Source organism: Candidatus Nanosynsacchari sp. TM7_ANC_38.39_G1_1, assembly GCF_004138385.1.
Genome location: NZ_PQNZ01000012.1, coordinates 1 through 19005 on the forward strand (window position 1 = coordinate 1; position 19005 = coordinate 19005).

Consider the following 19005-nt stretch of genomic DNA (forward strand, 5'->3'; position numbering starts at 1 on the left):
ACTGCGAATTGAAGTGATGCGCCCCGCCACAACCACTTCCTGACCCGCCAGCTCATCATAATGGGCTAAAACCTCGCCGCAGCCATGCGTCCGCTCCGACCGCGCTGGATACGGATCAACGCCTAGTTCTCGCAGGGTTTCTAATTTTCGCAAACGTTCGTTTCGATAATCTTGCAGTGTAGCCATAATTATTTATTATAGCACACCCCTGTTAGTAGCTACGAAATTGCTTTGATTACGTAGATAGTCTCGCCTTTGGGTGTGTTAATAGCGGCGGTATCGCCCACTACCTTATCAATTAGTGCCACGCCCAGCGGCGATTCGTCGCTAATTTTGCCATTCAGCGGATCGGCTTCAACCGGGCCAACAACCGTATATTCAAATATTTTACCGCCAGATTCAAGCGTCACTCGACTGCCCAAACTAACTTTATGAGTGGTGCCGCCCTTGATATCCTCGGCGTTCTGCAAAATATCCTCAATCTCGGCAATACGCGTCTCGACTAGGCCTTGCTCTTCGCGCGCCTGATCATACTCGGCATTCTCGCTCAGATCGCCATAACCGCGCGCTTCAGCGATTTTCTCGGCAATCTCGCCGCGGCGACCCTTCAAGGCAGCTAGCTCTTCTTCAAGCTCTTTTCTTCCATCCTCGGTGATCTGATATGCTTTTTTCATGAGTTTTACTCCTTTCGTTATACCGCCCGAAACTTTCTCTGTCTAGAGAAACCCCAGCCCTCCAATACAAAATACTCAGATTAGTTCAGTGTAGCAAGCAACTCATCTGCCGTCAAGAGTCGTTGTTCGCCAGTCTGACGCGTTGACACCTCCCATTTACCATCATCAAGCAAGCGATCGCTGACCGTCACCCGATACGGAATGCCCAGCAGTTCGGCATCAGCAAATTTAACCCCTGGACGCTCGTCGCGATCGTCATAGATAGTTTCGATTCCGGCAGATTGCAACTTCTGATAGAGCTCGTCAGCTGTAGCGCGCGACTGGCTGCCAATTTGTACCAGATATACTTTAGCTGGTGCAATGTTTTCCGGCCAAACCAGCCCCTTGTCATCAGCAAATTTCTCGACAATCACGCCCATCACCCGGGTGATACCGATACCGTAGCTGCCCATATAAGCGTACTGCTCTACACCCTCAGCGTCAGTAAAGACCAAGCGCATTTCCTCGGACTTTTGCGTACCGAAGTTAAAGATATTGCCAACCTCGGCAGTTTTGACCCGTTCTAGTTCGCTGCGATTAATGCCCAGCTCCTTGACGGCGTCATCCAAAACCTCTTCGTTCACAGCAATATTTTTGCCGCGGTGCAGATAAATATAATCCTCGCCAGCGTCACAAATCGTCTGAAATTCGTGGCTAAATTTAGTGAAAGCTCCGCCCGAGGCAAACGTTACGTATGTTTCATCACCGATACCAAAGCGGTCATAGCAGCGCTTATAAGCCTCGATCGCGGCGTTATAATACTTATCCAAGTCTTCTTTGCTGGCGTGCACCGAGTACATATCTTTCATAACGAACTCGCGGCCGCGCATAATACCGCTTTTGGCGCGCAGCTCGTTGCGCAGCTTGTTCTGGAATTGGTAAACGCTAATTGGCAAATCCTTATAGCTCTTCAAATAATTACGCAGTAAATCAACAATCGGCTCTTCGTGCGTCCAGCCGAAACCAACCTCAGTACCGTCTTGCAATTTAGACTTAAACCAAACATCAACCAACTCGTCACTCCAGCGCCCAGTCTCCTGCCATGTTTCTTTACGCTGCAGTGTGCTCATGACTAGCTCTTGACTGTCAATTTTATTCATCTCTTCGCGGACAATTTGCTTAATATTCTCAACCACTTTTAGTCCCAGTGGCAAGTATGAATAAACACCTGCCATCGTTTTATGCACGTAACCAGCACGAATCAGCAGCTGGGCATTACGCGCCACCTCGTCAGCTGGCGCCTGCTTGATAGTTCGAGTAAAATTCTTACTTAGTCTCATAATATCCTCATTTTACCGTGAATCACGCATATCAACAAATTACCAAAACGCCACCGCAACATAAACTGCATAAAAAGCCACGCTATTCTTGATTGCGTGCAGCAAAAAGCCAGACCAAATCGATCCAGTATATTCGCGCAGCGTACAAAGCACCAAACTCAGCGCAAACGTATCAATACCAACATTCCACTGCCCATGCGCTACCCCAAAAAGCAAGCTAACAAAAAATACGTTAGCTGCTACTGGCAGCTTCGCCGAACGCAGCTTGCCATACAGTATACCGCGAAAAATTAACTCCTCGCATAACGGCACCACTATCACCAGCACCACAAAAGCTATCGCTAAATCTAGCGAAAATAGCCTGTCTGATACCCCAACATCTTGAGCCTGATTCGGGTTAAAGCCTGGTATGATAGCTTGCGCAACAAATGATAAGCTCACTGTCAAAGCAATGTAAGCCACCGCGCCAACGATTGCCATACCGATATCGCGCCACTCAATCAACCGCTGCGCGCCAGCCTGCTTGGCTGATACTGCTTTTTTAATACGCCAAGCTACCGTGCAAACGGCGGCAATTGTCAAGACATGAACAAAACATTGCAAAATTAGATTAACCACTGATACGTTAGCTTGTGCCAACCAACCTGTCCGCAATAGCAATCGCCCAACGCCAGCTACCGCATAAGCAGCCGCTACCATCAATATCGCCACCAGCAGCGTCCAGCCAATCCATGACAGTATCTGCCGCCGGGAAAAACGAAGCTTTTTTAAATTACCCACCCGCCAGCGTTTCATTTGAATAGTTTCCCGACGTCAGAAATCGTTACTAATATTATCAATACTACCAAAACCAAGAAGCCAGTACCATGAATTTTCTCCTCGATATCTTTGCGGAGCGGTTTCTTTATTAAGCGGAACAAAGCCGTCACAAACCACCGCCCGCCATCAAGCGCTGGAATCGGTAATATATTCATCACTGCCAGCGACAAAGCGATTAGTCCAGCAATCATCAAGACATAGCGGCCGCCAGCCTCGCCAGCCGCCGGAAACAACATGCCAAATATCGTTACCGGACCGCCGACACTATTGCCAACTGTTGCTAATTTTTGATTAGCCTGCTGCTGCGTCTGGTCGTTCGGCACGATTTTCATAGCCAGCCCCGTCAAACCATCATAGACAACTTGCCCAAGCCCTTGAATAGTTATCCCGGTCAATTGAGTAGTCAGCCCTACGCCGACAATTGGTGCCGACCAAGTCGAATGCATCAAGACCTCTTGAGATAAACTGACGCCCAGATAACCGCGCTTGTCATCATTGCTAGACCGCAATGCTACAGGCAGCACTGCCTCTCGACCGTTTCGCGAGTAGCGGATCTTGACTGTTTTACCTTTGTCGCGAGCTAATCTCTTGGTCAGCTCATCTGGAGTTTTAATCTTATCGCCATCAACCGACAGAATATCGTCGCCAGTTTTTAATCCGCTTTTTTGCGCTGGCAAGTCGTTCTCGACACCAGCTATCTTGACTTCTTTGCCTGAAGTTGTCGTGTCGCTAGCCACGGTGAATTGATTAGCGACAAGCGGCGGCATACCCCACCACGCCAAAATCGTAAATATCAACACCGCACTCAGCCAGTTCACCGCTACGCCAGCCAGCAAGATTTGTGTTTTTTGCCAAAATGTCGCTGCGCCGTAGTCGCCAGGCTGCTTATCATCGTCGTGCTCGCCTTGTAACTTAACGAAACCGCCTAGCGGCAGCCAGTTAATACTGTAATCAACATTTTTGCCCAAAAAGCTTTTCTTGACCTTCTTCTTGTAAGCTGCTGGCGGGAAGCCAATACCAAACTCCTCAACACGCACGCCGTAACGCCGCGCCACCAAAGCATGGCCCAACTCGTGCGTCACCACCAAAATAGTCAACACAATTATACCGACAATGATACCAAAAACTAAACTCATTTCACCCTCCAAACCGCCGCGAACGTTTCGCGTACTCATTTAGTATAGCGGTTATGTCGCGTTTTGTCATATCTGGCCACGATTTTTTAACAAAAATTAGCTCGCTATAAGCACTGCGCCACAGCATAAAATTGCTTAGCCGCTGTTCGCCGCTGGTGCGCACTATCAAGTCGCATGGCGGCACATCTGGCGTATACAAAAATTGCTCAAAGATTTGCGCTGTTACTTTTTTATGTGTTGAAAGCGTTTTGCGCAAGGTATTGACTGCATCTATAATTTCCTGGTGCCCGCCATAGTTAAACGACAAAATTGCCGTGCCGTGCGTCAAATCTTTGGTGGCCGCTTCGGCCTCGTCAATCGCTTTTTTGACTCGGCGGCTGAGGCGCACACGCGTCCCCGCCACCCTTAACCGTATGCCGTGTTCAACGAAAATATGTAAATCGCGCGTCAACATTTGCACCACCAAGTTCATCAAGTGCTTAACCTCTGGGCCGCTACGATGCCAATTCTCGGTACTAAAAATATACGCGCTAACATACGGCACGCCGCGATCGATAGTGTCGATGATAATTTCGCGCAACTTTTCATAGCCAGCGCTATGCCCTTCTTGCGCTGATAGACCCTGAGCTTTTGCCCAGCGGCGATTGCCGTCGACAATGAAGCCGACGTGTACTGGCAATACTTTCTCGCTCATTAGATGGTTAGAATATCCTTTTCTTTGTCCTTGAAAGCGGCCTCTAGCTTGTCTTGGAATTCATTCATCAAGCGATCAAATTCTTTTTCGATCATTTTGAGATCGTCCTCGCTCAACTCTTTAGCTTCCTTCATTTTTTTGGCGTCCTTGATGCCGTCTTGGCGAATGTTGCGCAAAGCGATTCGCGCTTCTTCTAACTTTTCTGACGCCTGACGAACCAACTGCTTGCGGCGCTCCTCGGTCAAGGCTGGTACTGGCACGCGCACTACCCGTCCATCGTCGCTCGGATTAAAACCAAGGCTCTGATCGTTACGAATCGCCGCCGCGATATTTTGCAAATTACTCGGGTCAAAAGGTGTCACGAGCAACATTTGCGCCTCGGGAGCTGTCACGTTGGCCACCTGATTGAGCGGCATGCTAGCACCGTAAGCTTCAACCATCACACCCGCTAACATACCTGGATGCGCCCGGCCAGTGCGAATCTTGCGCAGCTCCTCGCCAAAGTGCTCAAATGCGCCTGTCATTTTTGCTTCATATTCGTCTGTACTAAACATATATTCTCCTTTACTTTATTGTACCATTAAACGCTAATTTATCTGCGCCACTCCTAGCAAACTAGCCCGTCGGTCAAATCCCCGGCGCAAACGATATGCCTGGCGAAAATCTGGCGATCCGTCAATCTCTTGATAAGCATTCTCATCGAAAATCAGCCACACATCTAGCGGATAGTGCGGCCGTTCGGCTACCCGTGGCATCACTGTATGATACAAGCGGAAAAACGCATCAGTCGTGTGATATGGCATATATGGCACGAATGCTCGCCCCAAAACCTCCGGCTCGCTGCCATCCCGGTTTAGCGGCAAGCCGCCAGTCTCGCGAATCCGTTTAATAAACGCCGCCCGCCCTATCTCGTTGGTAAATTTGCGCGATTGCAGCCCGCAAACAATAATCTCTTGGTACATGAAACGATGCAAAAACACTATATCCACATAGCGCGAAATCTCGTAAGTCTTGGTGCGATTCGGCCCCATACCAACGAAAGGATTGTCGGCAAAATCATATCTATAAGCTGGAATATCAATATGAATAATTCCGCCCGTATCTTCGCTTAGCTGGTCTCGCAAAGCAATCAGCTGATCGTCAAGATCCTTGCTATCAATCCGCTCGTGGTCTTGAAAAACCTCGCTTTCTGGCCGCAAATCAATATCATCCAGCTCACTCGCACGCTCGCGCTCGCCGCCGCTTGGCTTTTCGCGGTTGCTATAAAAGTCAAAACTACCAGATTCAAAATTGCGCATCTACATTCCGCCGTTGATTGCTCATGCTTTTATCATACCAAAATAACCGCCATATTTCAGCGGTTATATTGGCTGTATAAGACGTAGGCTTATTCGCCGCCAAGCTCGATACGCTTGAATTGGCTAACACGTACATTCTCGCCGCGCAGCGCTACTTGCTCTTTGATCAGCTCGCCGACGGTTTTGCTGTCGTCAAGTACGAAAGCCTGCTCGGATAGGACTTGTTCGGCAAAATACTTGTTGAGTTGTCCTTCGACAATTTGCTCGCGCATATTCTCTGGCTTATCTTGCAAACTGTCGCTTGCCAAAAACTCCTGCTTTTTCGCTTCGTAAACGTCGCTCGGAATATCCTCGACCGTTGCATATTTTGGCGCCATCGCTGCGATCTGCATAGCAATTTGGTGCGCAAACTCCTTGAATTCTGGCAAGCGCGCCACGAAATCAGTTTCGCAGTTAACCTCGACAACCACGCCGATACGGCCCGAGTGCACGTAACTCTCAATCAGACCTTCGCGCGTCTCGCGGTCGCCTTTTTTCTCGGCCTTAGTCAAGCCTTTCTTACGCAGTGCCTCGAGAGCTTTATCGAAGTCGCCCTCGGCTTCAACTAGCGCCTTCTTAGCATCGGTTAGCCCAATGCCGCTTAATTCTTTCAGCTTTTTAATGTCTTCAATTGATACGCCCATCCTATTTCTCCTCTTTTTTAGTCTTGCCTTCGTTCACTGCTGCTACAAAGTAGTCTAGCAACAATTGCAAACCTTTGATCGCGTCGTCGTTGCCCGGAATCGGATATTCGACTTTGCTCGGGTCGGCGTTAGTATCAGCGATCGCCACCACTGGGATACCGAGATTTTCTGCTTCAGCAATAGCATTTTTATCAACCAGCATATCGAGTACGATTAAAGCGCCAGGCTTACCATTCAATTCTTTGATGCCGCCGTATTTGAAGTTCAAACTATCGATTTCTTCTTGGTAGCGCTGAACTTCTAGCTTATTGTAGCGCTTCTCGAGATCGCCGTTGTCCATGCGGCGCTCGAGGTCGCGCAGCTTTTTGATTTGCGCGTTAGTAGTGGTGACATTAGTTAGCATGCCGCCGATCCAACGATTCACCACAAATGGCTGGCCAGCCGACTCGGCAGCCGCTTTGACGATATCTTTGGCCTGCTTTTTGGTGCCAACAAACAAAACTTTTTTGCCGCTCGCTACCGTCTTGGTAATAAACGGTAAGGCTTTGTCTAGCGCCTCAACTGTCTTCGCTAAATCAATAATATGGCTATCCTGGCGTTTTGAGTGAATATACGGCGCCATCTTTGGGTGCCAGCGGCTAGTTTTGTGTCCAAAATGAACACCAGCCTCAAACAAAGCTTTCATGTCTACTGCTACAGACATCAGTTTACTCCTTTTCCTCGCCCGCTGCTTTTGGAGCTGCAACGGGCTGTGTCGTTAAAATTATTACTATAGTAGCGTAACATTATTAGCTATTTTTTTCAACAGCAAAAGGATTTCTCGAAGGCCTATTTGTACCAGATGCCTGCGCCAGAGATCCTGCTAGTCGTTCTAGAGAATCACAATTAGAACAATCGGCAAATTGGCTAGAACCAACTTCGGAAGAAAATAATAAATAGGTTTCCCTCTTGTTATCGTTATCTTTACTGCCGATTAGTTCACTTACGACAGAGACACTATCTCCTTTAGCAACAATCAGCCACCCTTTTCTATCGCCACCCTCTTCACGAACAACACCAACCATGCGGTGATTTACCCCATTTTCATCATCGCCTTCTTCTACATTAGTTCTTATAACTAAACCTGTTTCTTCATTTTCAAAAAATGATTCACCAGGCTGCAGACTAGCAACATAGCCTTTTATCTCTTTTATTCTTTCTCTGATCAATTCTGGGTCGCACTTATCGGTATCTGGTGATAAGCCAAGAAACATTTCTGTCATATCTCGCCTCCTAATGTCATATTAACATTTTCCCTTGACACTAGCGAACCCGCCACGCTAGTTACTAAGATATTCTTCGTTCTCTTCCAAAATACCTTCTCTAGCCAGCTAGCAATTCTATTATAACCAGGAATTTTCATTTCAATAAGTAAGTCCTCTATAGCGCGGTTCAAAGGTAACTTTGACCTCAAATTAGCCTCCCCGTCTTGTACGTCTATATACGCATCTTCTGGCGGAGCATATACGGCTAAACCTTTGTCCAAACAAGAGAGGCATTCCGCCAGGCTTGCTTCTCCGTCAAAACGACGAGCGCCAGAGCACGACATCAGATTGATATTTCGCAAACCATCATCGCCTGCTTTTATCATATTGATGAGCAAAGTAATAGGGTCCTGCCTTAATACACTGGTATCTCTTGGCAGAGTATAACCAGAGGCTAATAACAATCCATTAGCACTGCCATGGCCAGCGATAGTCAACCGATCGATAGTATCAATGCCCATATTCTGCAACGTCGCAACTCTATCTTGAGTATCGTTAGCAGAACCTACTTCGATGGGTATAATATCCGAAGACTCTGTACGTCTGAAATTTTTAAAGGCGCCATTATGATCGCCCGATTTGCCAATTAAAACAACCGACCACGACTTTTCTTCACCCTTACCATTCACCAAATCAACCATGCTATCTAACGTTTGCAACGACCAGCGAGAAAAAATTGCTATCCCAAGTTTATCATGCAGTTTAAGCACATTATCGCGGCCCAAATGCTCCATAGCTCTTATATACTCCATATAATCTGTTTGACCTTCTTCCGTCATATAGGCCTCCCCTATATTAATCGTCCCATATTGTCCTATATATTCACCGTATTCATCTATGACAGATTTAGCCGATTCGTCATCGCCAAGCAGTACTCTATTACACATTTCATACCGCCATATCATCCGTTCGTAATCGCTATTTACAAAATGAATATCTTTCTTATCTACGATACGACCACCGCTATCATGAAACTCCTCTCTAGCAGCCTGGGCGCAACGATACACTGTACCATTACCCGATTCAAGCATCCATTTTACATACTCGCTACAGACATCCGGATACTCAAGCAAATCGTCTGGCCAATCGACTAATGGTACGTCGGCAATTTCTTCAACTAGTTTGATAGCTTTACTTATAGCGGAACGCTCTTCTCGCGACCGTTCGTCTCTAGCTAGGCAGACATTCCTAATGGTTCTATCTAGATATCCTTTATATTTTACCTTCAATTCTGCCAGGTCGCCTTTGCGCATTTCATCTATATCATCGCACAACCTTCTGAAGAAGTCGCGACGTCTACTATACTCGTCGTCCTCAGTGCTTACAGCTTCTATTTCTAGCGGCGTTTGTGCAGGGTAATGTTCAGGTGTTTTGTCATTTGTCATTTTTGTTTCTGTTACGTATCCATCGTAATTATACACTATTTTTGCTAATATTCACCTTTTTTGTTATGCTTACATCATGAAAGAGCGTTTTCGCAAGATTTCGTCGCGCGCCTCAACGCTAGCTGGTTCGGCTGGCGTGTTTATCCTAGCAGCCGCTTCAATAGCTGTTTGGTTTATCACCGGGCCGATTTTTAACTTCTCTGACACCTGGCAGTTGGTTATCAACACTGGTACGACGATTGTCACTTTTTTGATGGTATTCTTGATCCAAAATACCCAAAACCGCGATAGTCGTGCTATTCAGCTTAAGCTTGATGAACTAATCCGCTCCACCAAGGGCGCCCGCATGCGCTATGTTGGATTAGAAGACTTCAGCGACGAAGACCTAGCTGATATCGAGGAGGAAATTCGCGCTATCACCCAGCTGCCGGCCTCGCAGCGCGCGCTGCGCAAACTTCACGACAAAATCAGCAGCGAGAAGGAACGCCGTAGCAACGAGAGACATCGTAAACTGCATCTTTGACAACTATACAGTTTTTTGCTAGAATACTACAGTTATGAAAAGCAGTATTCACCCACAGGACTATCGCCTGGTCGTATTTAGCGACGAACAAGCAGGCTTCGCGTTCTTGACTCGCTCAACAGCGCAATCTACCGAAACAATCAAGTGGAAAGACGGCCAGACTTACCCGTTGGTCAAAGTCCACATTTCGAGTAAATCGCATCCATTCTTCACTGGCGAAGAAAAGATTATCGATACCGAAGGCCGCGTTGACCGCTTCAAGGCCCGCCAAGCCGCCGCGAAGGCCCGCCGCGAAGCTCTCGTCAACAAAGCAAAAAAGGCTAACGCCGCCGCTGCCGCCAAGGCTCAGCAAGCTGCCGATGACAAAACCAGCGACAACAACGCTAAACCAGCCAAAACCTCCAAAAAAGCTAAGAAACAGGTCGACAAGAAAAGCTAGACACCATCAATCGCATAATAAAACATCACTGCTATCTGTCAGCGATGTTTTATTTTTCTTGCCTGATCCACAAAAACACCTTTACATCTGACCTATCTGCCACCCTTAACCCTAATATGTACCCCACCAACATCTAAAACTTGCCACGAATCTAGCGGCGATATTATACCTTAAAACTCTTATTCCGCCAATATATGCTATAATTTTATAAGTTATGGCAAAGATTTCTCTCGATTTGGACGCTTTGAAAGCCGAACGCGCTCGCCTCGGCGATTTTTTAGCAAGTCCCGACGCTTACAGCTCGCCAGATTTTACTGCCAACAACAAACGTTTCGCCGAGTTAGAGACCATTATCGCTACCGCCAGCGAACGCAATACCATCGAGAAGCAGCTAGCGGAGGCAAAAAACTTAGCCCAGGGCAACGATGAATTAGCCGAACTAGCCAAAGCAGAGATTCCCGAGGACGAAGCTAAAATCGCCGAACTCGACGATAAGTTATTCATATTACTAACACCCAAAGACCCGAACGACGAGAAAAACATCATCATCGAGATCCGCGCTGGCGCTGGCGGCGACGAAGCCTCATTATTTGCGGCGGAGCTGTACCGCATGTATCTACGCTGGTGCGAAGCCAATGGCTATAAAACCGAGCTAATTAGCGAGTCCGCTAACGATTCTGGCGGCTACAAAGAAGTCATTTTCATGGTCAAGGGCGACGCGCCATATGCCAAATTGAAATTTGAAGGCGGCGTCCACCGCGTCCAACGCGTCCCAGTCACTGAAAGTCAAGGCCGTATTCATACCAGCACCGCCACTGTCGCCGTCTTACCCGAAGCCGAAGAAACTGATGTTGAAATCAACCCGAACGACCTGCGCGTCGATATTTACCGCTCCAGCGGCCATGGCGGCCAGAGCGTCAACACCACCGACTCGGCGGTACGCATTACTCACCTGCCAACTGGCATCATAGTTACCAACCAAGACGAGAAGTCGCAAATCAAGAACCGCGAAAAAGCCATGAGCGTGCTGCGTTCGCGGCTGCTGCAGATGAAAATTGACGAAGAAAACGCCAAATTAAGCGCTGAACGGCGTTCGCTAGTCGGCACTGGCGACCGCTCTGAAAAAATCCGCACCTATAACTTCCCGCAAGACCGCATCACCGACCACCGCATTCACTACAACCGCAGCAATATCCCCGCCGCCATGAACGGAGACATCAACGATTTAATTGAACAGCTGCAAGCTTACGAACGAGAATTAAAAGCGCAAAACGCCGACCAGCAATAATCTATCGCCTGCCTCGCCCCTGATCATATTAATTTAGTTTGACCGCTACAAACTTGCATTTTATACTATTCGTATGAATATATCGGCATGGCTCGATCACGCAATCAAACAATTACGAGAAATTGGCGTCGATTCTGCCAGGTTGGATGCAGAACTTATCTTGGCTAATACGCTGCGGAAAAATCGCACCTACCTGCACGCTCACCCCGAAGACGACATCGACCCGCGGCGTGTTGATATTGCTAATGCTCGGCTGCGTCTGCGATTAGAACGCGTACCGCTTGCTTATATCTTAGGTTACCGCGATTTTTACGGCCGAAGATTTACAGTGTCGCCGCAGGTTTTAGTACCTCGTCCAGAGTCAGAAGCCACCATAGAGCTGCTAAAAGAACTTGGTGTTTCTGGCAAGCTGCTAGATATCGGTACTGGCAGCGGCTGCTTGGGCATCACCGCAAAATTAGAGATCCCGAAACTTAACGTATTTTTATCTGATATTAGCCAGCCAGCCTTGCGCGTTGCCCGTCAAAATGCTGAAAAATTTCAAGCCGACGTCGCTCTGATAAAAAGTAATTTGTTGCGCGCCGTACCTGGCAAATTCGATATAATTATCGCTAATTTGCCATATGTCGACCGTTCGTGGCAGCGCTCGCCCGAGACTAATCATGAACCAGCATTAGCACTCTTCGCCAAAGACGAGGGCTTGGCGCTAATCTACCAGCTGATAGACCAGCTACCAGTACACTTAAATCCTGACGCCCTAATCTTTTTAGAAGCCGACCCGCGGCAGCACGGCGCAATAATAGCCTACGCTGGTTCGCGCCAGCTGCGGCATAAACTAACACGCGGCTTTATCGTCGTACTGCAAGCATAATTTGCTTATTCTTGATAGGCCGCTAGCGTCGCTTTGATATTCATCGTTTTACCGCTGCGCATCACCGTCAAATCAATAGTATCGCCCGGCTGATACTGCCCAAGAACGCTTGATAAATTACCTCGCGCGCCCAATTCAGTACCATTAACCTTGGTAATGATATCCTTGTCTTGAATACCAGCTTTAGCGGCCGGGCTGTTAGCGGTAACACCAACGTCCTCGCTGCGGCCGCCAGTCACGTACGCGCCATATTTTGATGGCAAACTATAATGCTTGGCTATTTCCGGCGTGATATCCGTGTAATTGACGCCCAGATACGCTCGCTGCACGCCTTTGCCAGCCAAAACTTGCTGGATTGTACCTTTTGCTGCGTTAATCGGGATCGAAAAGCCAATTCCTTCAGCATTCGAAGCTACCGCTGTATTAATACCGATAACCTGCCCGCTGTAGTTAATTAACGGCCCGCCAGAATTGCCAGAATTAATAGCCGTATCGGTTTGCAGCATATCAGTCAGAGATTCCCGCGAGTTACCGCTGCTATCGCTCGCCGAGACCGCCCGGCCCTTACCAGAAATAATACCTTTAGAAACGGTGTTCTGATACTGTCCTAGCGCATTACCGATAGCAATAACGTTCTGCCCGACTCGGGCTGTCGACGAGTCGCCTAGAGCTGCTGGTGTTAAATTATTAACGTCTTTGATCTTTAAGTAAGCCAAATCATTCAACGGATCGGTACCAACTAGCGATACTACGTCGTAAGTCGACCCGTCCGAGGCTACAATCGTAACCGACTGCGCGCCTTCTACAACGTGCTTATTAGTAAGAACGAAGCCGTCTTTACTGAGAATAATACCTGTACCGGCCGCCTGCACCTGGCGGGAACCGCCAAATAGCGATTGCAACTTAGTATTGGTGACTATCGACACCACGCTTGGCGAAACTTTGTCAATAATATCAGAAACAGAAGCCTCCTTACTATCAGCCGCCAGATTACCGTCAACGAAAGTATTCAGAGAATTGCGGCCTCCTCGCATTAGCAGCGTACAAGTTATGCCGCCAGCCGCCAAAATAATCGCCGCAATCACGATAGAGATCGCTAGCCAAACCGTCTTCTTCTGGCAAGGTTTAGTAACCGCAACAACCTGAGGTGGTAGCGGCTGTGAGTCTGACGATCGCGGTGTAGCATTTTCCTGCTTATTATTCATCAGAAACCTCCTCTATTCGATAATTTGATCATATCCATTATACTTACTATGCGCATATAGTCTTAAAGAATCCTTAAAAATCTGCTTAACGCCCTACAAAGCATCGCTGCCGCTCAAAACCGCAAAGATATACGCCACAACCATCGTCATTGCCGTTAATAATATCGGCATTGCAATATCAGCGAAGCGAACTTCGCCGTGTTTATGATAGCTACGCGCTGTCCGCTCAGCCACGAAACCCATCAATACTGCAAATATAGCGAACTGCGATACCTTGATAGCAGCCAAACCCGGAATAGTATAAGCAATCATCCAATAATACGAGATCCAGCCGAGTTCAGCGCACACTGTTGCTGCTGCTATCGCGTAAAGATTAGTGCTGATTCCCTCGTAGCGGCTAGCTACATGCCGCGCTGACGCATAAGCAATCACCCAAACAATTGCTACGAAATAAAACGAATCCCATGAATAAGCTGTCAACGACAGTGTCACTAGCCCCAAGAACAGCGCAGTACCAGCCTGAATAACCGCATACGTGTATTTTGAGCGCTGCTTGATAAATAGCAGCCAGACAATATGCAACGCTGTTAGCCCCAGCTGAAGTATAATGTACCCGCCCGACAGCCAAATTAACAGCGCAAAACTAACGCCAACTATAATATCCACCAAATTAGACAAAACATTAGCCGCCCAAAAACGCGGCCTTACCGACAAAATCCGCCATTTGCCAAGCGCCACCAGCAGCAAAGCAAAAATTGGCGAATTAGTTACATAAATAGTTCCAAACACCGCCAGCGCCAGTAAAATATTAAGCGATGCATAAGCCAGCGAGCTTGCCTTAGAGCTATACTTATGCTTTTTTGTTGAACTCATACCGCTTAATTATACCACCTTAGTATTGTTTCTATAACCCGCCTACTCGCCGGCATTCGGCTTGACTGCTATGATAATAACGTAGTCTACCTCTGCATTATATTTGACGCCTGGCACGCTCTGTGCCGCTTCTGGGGCAGCGCCGTAAAGTGACTGCAGTTTTACAGACGTAGCTGTCTTGGCGCGCGTTGAGACTTTATATATCTTGTTGCTAGAATACGAGCCGTTTTGCGGCGCATTACCGACAGTACTAACCGTCATGCCAAGCTCAGTTAATTTATCGGCTTGTTTTTGCGCCACGCCTGATACGCCAGTAGCATTAAGTACAACAACGTTAGCATTTTCTTTAGTGATATCTGTCGCATAGAGGTTTTTCTTGACGAAAGCCCGCAGCTGGCTGTAATCATACGTTCCGGCTGTCGGCACCACCGAACTAGCGCCGCCGTACGTGCCGGTTGTCAAGATAGCTGGCTCGGCATCAATCAAACTGACGCTTTTGATATTATCGCTTTTGATGTTGTGTACTAGCTCGACCAGCGTACGTACTTCGCTCTTTTCGAAATTAGTTCGTAAATTCTTGCCAATCGCGTCGATAATACCAGAAATTTTAGTAAAATCTGCCAGTGTGCCGGCACTCAAGGCCTTGTCGCGAATAGCAACCATAATCTTTTGCTGGTTTTTTTCGCGGTCGAAATTAGATTGCTCGAAACCGTACGTTGGCGCTCGGTCACCGCGCGCCATCGCCAAATACAGCGCGTGCTCGGCATCTAATTCTACTTCGCCGTTCGGATAACTGATATAGTGGCCGCGCGGACAACGCTGAGATTTCTCGGCAGACGTCGTACCACACTTCCAGTCAAAATTACTATCCATCACACCATTCGGATTGCGGCTGTCAATGGTAATCTTGATACCGCCAAGCGCCCCCACCAAATCACGCATCACACTATAATTCAGGTGAACCGAATATTGCACATCAATACCAAATATATTACCAACAAAAGCTCTAGTTGCTGTCTGGCGTTCCTCCTCGGCGCTGTCGCTCGACCAATTATCGTTGACGCAATTAAAATAAGCGTTAATCTTGCCAGAATAACCCGCTTGGCAACTCTTACCATATTTGACATATAAGTCTCGAGGCACGCTAATCATATAAGCATTCTTTTTGTTCTGGTCAACGCTAAGGATCATCATCGAGTCGGTTAGATATCCCGCTTCGTGACCAGCGTCGTCTTCTGAAGTGCCAAGTATTAGAATATTGCTGCGACCATGAGCATCTTGCTTGAGCGGTTTCTTCTGTACAAAACCAAATATATCGCCCTTGAAGACGGCATTACCCGCCATCAAAGCTCGTACTCCCAGGAAAATACCAATACCAAGCACAACAACGGTTACTGCGATCGCTGTACGCTTGGCGATTTTTTTCCAATCGCGCTTTTTCCGACCATTTTTTGGCGAGCCCTTGCCAGAATGTTTGGATGGAGATAAATCAAGATTATTACTAATCTCGCGCAAAGACTCGTCAATATCGCTGCGAACACCTCTATTTGGCGCCGAAGTAATCGGCCGCGGCGGCAATTGCTGCTGACGCCGTACAGACACAGTATGTCCCATATCGCCGAAATTAACCGCTGGTTTTTTCTGGCTATCAACAGGCGCTCTGCGCGCAGGAGTATTTCGCGGTACAAAACCGTCTATCGCTCGCTTCACCATATCTATGTACTATAAAGGATTTTAGCTAAAAAATAAATATCGCGCTTATTGTTTCGTTGGTTTTTACAGCGTATAATACGTGTAATGGAAGCTAGCTATCTCACCCGCCATCCGCGTCTTCGAGATTTTCTAAGTTTTAGCGGATTTGTTATTGCAGTGCTAATTGGCACTTTGCTATTAAATGCTTACGTTTTTCGCAGTTTTTCCGTCTCTGGACACAGCATGGATAATACTCTCGCCGACGGCGACCGGTTAATCATTAACCGAATACCTGTAACCATGGCACAGATACAAAATAAACCGTATTTGCCAGAACGTGGAAAGATTGTTGTTTTTGTCAATCCAGTCTATAGGCCTGGAGCACCCGATCGCTACATCATCAAACGCGTAATTGCCTTCCCCGGCGAACGCGTCGTTGTCAAGGACGGCGTGCTAACAGTTTACAATAATAAATATCCCGAAGGCTTTCATCCAGACGACAGCACGCGCAAAAACAACGTCGGTCCAAAATCACCGACTAGTCACGACGGCGAGTGGACAGTTCCAGAGGGTTCTATTTTCGTAGCGGGCGATAATCGAGTCGGCGACAACTCATTCGACTCGCGTAGCGGACTGGGCTTCATTCCAACCTATGACATTGTCGGACCAGTGGCTCTGAGAATCTTTCCGCTAGGCAATGTAGACTCGTTTTGATTTTAAGATTAAGATTACAGACTAGCAGCCTAATAACCTTACGTGTAGTTTTTACAACGTTGGATTAGTGTAATTAAACGGTTATTCGCCCAGCAGCTTAGCAATTCGCTCGAAGTCTGCTTGATCTTTGAATGAAATAATAATCCGTCCGGCACCTTTTCGAGTCTCTTTGACAACAACTGGCGTTCCGAAACGCTTAGCAAAAGATTCCTCTTCGCGGATAAATCTCGAGCTGCGGACAGCTTTTCTACCTTTAGTCGATGCTGCACCATGCAACTTTTTATAATTCGAGACATAGCGCTCAATCGTCCGCGCGCTCCATTGTTCTTTTATAATTATCGGGACAACCCGCAAAATTTCTTCTTCCGGCAGGCTCGTCAGCGACCTCGCTTGACCTTCGCTTAATTCGCCGCGCGCTACTATATCGCGCACCGCCCCCGGCAAGCGCAACAGGCGCATTGTGTTAGCAATTGCCGCCGATGTCTTACCAACACGCTTGCCAATATCATCTAAAGTCAGATTAAATTGATCGCGCAATTTCAAATACGCTGTCGCTGTCTCTAGCGGATTAAGGTCGCGGCGCTGGATATTCTCAATCAGCGACAGTTCTAACCGATGCTGGCCCGATAGCGTCCGCACCAGCGCTGGAATCCGATCAAGCTTCGCCAGCTTAGAAGCCCGGAAACGGCGTTCGCCAGCCACAATCATATAGCCGTCGCCATGCGGCCGCACCACTACTGGCTGCAATACGCCATGCTCTTTGATCGATTTACTCAATTCAACCAACGCATCGTCATCAAATTCGCGGCGCGGCTGATCTGGATCGGGCATAATTGACGCTAATTTAATATAGCGCAAATCGCTAACGCGTTCGTCTTGCTCGGCTGTCGGATCGAACGATTCGTCTAGCAGCTCTGTCGGAATAAGCGAGTCAAAACCTCGCCCTAGGCCCTTTTTAGCCGGCACGCTCAATCACCTCCCTGGCTAGCGCTTTATAAGCTCGAGCGCCTTTACTAAACCTATCATACGCACCAATCGGCAAGCCGTGGCTCGGTGCCTCAGCCAAGCGGACATTGCGCGGAATCTTCGTTTTGAATACTTTGGCTGGAAAATGCTTCGAAATCTCGTCTAATACTTGCGTCGACAGTGATGTGCGGTTATCAACCATTGTCGGCAACACACCTACCAAATCAAGCGTTGGATTGAGATTTTTGCGCACTAGTTTCATCGTTTCCAGTAACTGGCCTAGGCCCTCTAACGCATAGAATTCTGCTTGTACCGGCAGCAAAACATACTGAGCGGCAATTAACGCATTAACCGTCAACAAGCTCAAACTCGGCGGACAATCAATGATAATGTAATCGTACTCTATGGTGCAAGCCTTGATAGCATATTTCAGACGGCTGAAACGATAATCAGTCTGGGCTAGCTCTACTTCGGTATTAGCTAAGGTTGGCACAGCAGGCACCAACGATAGGTTATCAAACTCGGTTGGGACTGTTACTTCTACTAATTTTTTACGGCCGAGAATAGCATCAGCAATAGTTACTTCTAAGCTCTGCTTATCAATACCTAAGCCGCTAGTTGCATTGCCCTGCGGATCGAAATCAATCAATAGCGTCCGCTTGCCCATCTTTGCCAGATAGTAAGCCAGATTAATTGACGTTGTTGTCTTACCCACGCCGCCTTTCTGATTGGTAACCGTTATGATAGATGCCACTGTTTATCTGCCCTCTCTGCTTACGTTTAATTATACCACAAACATCTAGTAAATATGAAATTGCCCTGCTTCAAAGAACAGGGCAATTTATCAAGTTTGTATCTACTATTTAATCGAAGTAATCTCGATACGGCTATATTTTTGACGATGGCCGTTTTCTTTGTGAACGCGTTTTTTAGCTTTGTAGCGAATGACGCGGATTTTATCGCCTTTGACTTCCGCCTCAACGACTTTCGCCTTTACTACCGCGCCTTTTACCGTTGGCGTGCCAACTTTTGTTTTATCACCATCAATCACTAGAAGTGCGTCGAGAGTGAGTTCTTTTGTGCCTTCAGGGAGGAGATCCACCAAGAGGGACTCTTTTTCGC

Annotated in this window: 22 protein-coding genes and 1 pseudogene; 5 read left to right on the forward strand and 18 right to left on the reverse strand. The window is 47.5% G+C overall.

Annotated features, from left to right (window positions below):
- The 12 genes and pseudogenes from G1ANC_RS01370 to G1ANC_RS01425 form a co-directional block, all read right to left on the reverse strand.
- A pseudogene (locus G1ANC_RS01370) lies at nt 1-186 on the reverse strand (lysine--tRNA ligase); the annotation flags it as partial.
- A 32-nt stretch (nt 187-218) separates the two neighbouring features.
- Complete coding sequence (gene greA / locus G1ANC_RS01375; protein ID WP_129693247.1) at nt 219-674, reverse strand: transcription elongation factor GreA; 456 nt, start codon at nt 672-674, stop codon at nt 219-221.
- A gap of 80 nt (nt 675-754) precedes the next feature.
- Nucleotides 755-1993 carry an aminoacyl--tRNA ligase-related protein gene (locus G1ANC_RS01380; protein ID WP_129693248.1) on the reverse strand — a complete coding sequence of 413 codons (1239 nt, stop codon included), beginning with the start codon at nt 1991-1993 and terminating at the stop codon, nt 755-757.
- A gap of 39 nt (nt 1994-2032) precedes the next feature.
- The gene (locus G1ANC_RS01385) at nt 2033-2788 is read right to left on the reverse strand and encodes a CPBP family intramembrane glutamic endopeptidase (protein ID WP_129693249.1); all 756 of its coding nucleotides are present in this window, start codon (nt 2786-2788) and stop codon (nt 2033-2035) included.
- Complete coding sequence (locus tag G1ANC_RS01390) at nt 2785-3948, reverse strand: RIP metalloprotease (RefSeq protein ID WP_164997960.1); 1164 nt, start codon at nt 3946-3948, stop codon at nt 2785-2787. Before G1ANC_RS01390 ends, G1ANC_RS01385 begins: the two co-directional genes overlap by 4 nt.
- 1 nt (nt 3949) lies before the next feature.
- Entirely contained in the window at nt 3950-4642 is a 693-nt protein-coding gene (gene uppS / locus G1ANC_RS01395) for a polyprenyl diphosphate synthase (protein ID WP_129693251.1), read from the reverse strand.
- Nucleotides 4642-5196 (reverse strand): ribosome recycling factor, encoded by a 555-nt coding sequence (gene frr, locus G1ANC_RS01400; RefSeq protein ID WP_129693252.1) that lies wholly within the window; start codon nt 5194-5196, stop codon nt 4642-4644. The genes uppS and frr overlap by 1 nt, the downstream gene beginning before the upstream one ends.
- A 33-nt stretch (nt 5197-5229) precedes the next feature.
- Nucleotides 5230-5940 carry a hypothetical protein gene (locus tag G1ANC_RS01405; RefSeq protein WP_129693253.1) on the reverse strand — a complete coding sequence of 237 codons (711 nt, stop codon included), beginning with the start codon at nt 5938-5940 and terminating at the stop codon, nt 5230-5232.
- 89 nt (nt 5941-6029) lie between these two features.
- Nucleotides 6030-6623, reverse strand: a complete 594-nt coding sequence (locus G1ANC_RS01410) for a translation elongation factor Ts (protein WP_129693254.1) — start codon at nt 6621-6623, stop codon at nt 6030-6032.
- Nucleotide 6624: 1 nt separating this feature from the next.
- A complete protein-coding gene (gene rpsB, locus G1ANC_RS01415; RefSeq protein ID WP_129693255.1) occupies nt 6625-7326 on the reverse strand; it encodes a 30S ribosomal protein S2 in 702 nt (233 codons plus the stop codon).
- Nucleotides 7327-7411: 85 nt separating this feature from the next.
- Nucleotides 7412-7885: a hypothetical protein gene (locus G1ANC_RS01420; RefSeq protein WP_129693256.1), complete on the reverse strand. Its 474-nt coding sequence runs from the start codon at nt 7883-7885 to the stop codon at nt 7412-7414.
- Nucleotides 7882-9348: a hypothetical protein gene (locus G1ANC_RS01425; protein ID WP_129693257.1), complete on the reverse strand. Its 1467-nt coding sequence runs from the start codon at nt 9346-9348 to the stop codon at nt 7882-7884. Before G1ANC_RS01425 ends, G1ANC_RS01420 begins: the two co-directional genes overlap by 4 nt.
- 40 nt (nt 9349-9388) lie before the next feature.
- On the opposite strand from G1ANC_RS01425, the gene G1ANC_RS01430 reads away from it, so the two are divergent.
- The 4 genes from G1ANC_RS01430 to prmC all read left to right on the forward strand — a co-directional run bounded on the left by G1ANC_RS01430 (nt 9389) and on the right by prmC (nt 12433).
- On the forward strand, nt 9389-9835 hold the full coding sequence (locus tag G1ANC_RS01430; RefSeq protein WP_129693258.1) for a low affinity iron permease family protein: 447 nt from the start codon (nt 9389-9391) through the stop codon (nt 9833-9835).
- 34 nt (nt 9836-9869) lie between these two features.
- Entirely contained in the window at nt 9870-10274 is a 405-nt protein-coding gene (locus G1ANC_RS04230) for a type B 50S ribosomal protein L31 (RefSeq protein ID WP_129693259.1), read from the forward strand.
- A gap of 214 nt (nt 10275-10488) precedes the next feature.
- Nucleotides 10489-11562 carry a peptide chain release factor 1 gene (gene prfA / locus G1ANC_RS01440; protein ID WP_129693260.1) on the forward strand — a complete coding sequence of 358 codons (1074 nt, stop codon included), beginning with the start codon at nt 10489-10491 and terminating at the stop codon, nt 11560-11562.
- A 73-nt stretch (nt 11563-11635) separates the two neighbouring features.
- Nucleotides 11636-12433, forward strand: coding sequence for a peptide chain release factor N(5)-glutamine methyltransferase (gene prmC, locus G1ANC_RS01445; RefSeq protein WP_129693261.1), 798 nt, complete (start codon nt 11636-11638; stop codon nt 12431-12433).
- A 5-nt stretch (nt 12434-12438) separates the two neighbouring features.
- On the opposite strand, the gene G1ANC_RS01450 is transcribed toward prmC, so the two are convergent.
- The 3 genes from G1ANC_RS01450 to G1ANC_RS01460 all read right to left on the reverse strand — a co-directional run bounded on the left by G1ANC_RS01450 (nt 12439) and on the right by G1ANC_RS01460 (nt 16224).
- Entirely contained in the window at nt 12439-13638 is a 1200-nt protein-coding gene (locus tag G1ANC_RS01450) for a S1C family serine protease (protein ID WP_129693262.1), read from the reverse strand.
- A 93-nt stretch (nt 13639-13731) separates the two neighbouring features.
- The gene (locus tag G1ANC_RS01455) at nt 13732-14511 is read right to left on the reverse strand and encodes a hypothetical protein (RefSeq protein WP_129693263.1); all 780 of its coding nucleotides are present in this window, start codon (nt 14509-14511) and stop codon (nt 13732-13734) included.
- A gap of 42 nt (nt 14512-14553) precedes the next feature.
- A complete protein-coding gene (locus tag G1ANC_RS01460) occupies nt 14554-16224 on the reverse strand; it encodes an LCP family protein (protein ID WP_129693264.1) in 1671 nt (556 codons plus the stop codon).
- Between the two features lie 84 nt (nt 16225-16308).
- Between G1ANC_RS01460 and lepB the strand changes: the two genes are divergently transcribed.
- Entirely contained in the window at nt 16309-16917 is a 609-nt protein-coding gene (gene lepB / locus G1ANC_RS01465) for a signal peptidase I (protein ID WP_129693265.1), read from the forward strand.
- Nucleotides 16918-16998: 81 nt separating this feature from the next.
- Here lepB and G1ANC_RS01470 read toward each other — a convergent pair whose 3' ends face one another.
- The 3 genes from G1ANC_RS01470 to rplU all read right to left on the reverse strand — a co-directional run.
- Complete coding sequence (locus tag G1ANC_RS01470; protein WP_129693266.1) at nt 16999-17883, reverse strand: ParB/RepB/Spo0J family partition protein; 885 nt, start codon at nt 17881-17883, stop codon at nt 16999-17001.
- Nucleotides 17873-18637 (reverse strand): ParA family protein, encoded by a 765-nt coding sequence (locus tag G1ANC_RS01475; protein ID WP_129693267.1) that lies wholly within the window; start codon nt 18635-18637, stop codon nt 17873-17875. Before G1ANC_RS01475 ends, G1ANC_RS01470 begins: the two co-directional genes overlap by 11 nt.
- A gap of 105 nt (nt 18638-18742) precedes the next feature.
- Nucleotides 18743-19005: 50S ribosomal protein L21 (gene rplU, locus G1ANC_RS01480; protein WP_129693268.1), on the reverse strand; the 263-nt coding region annotated here is incomplete at its 5' end.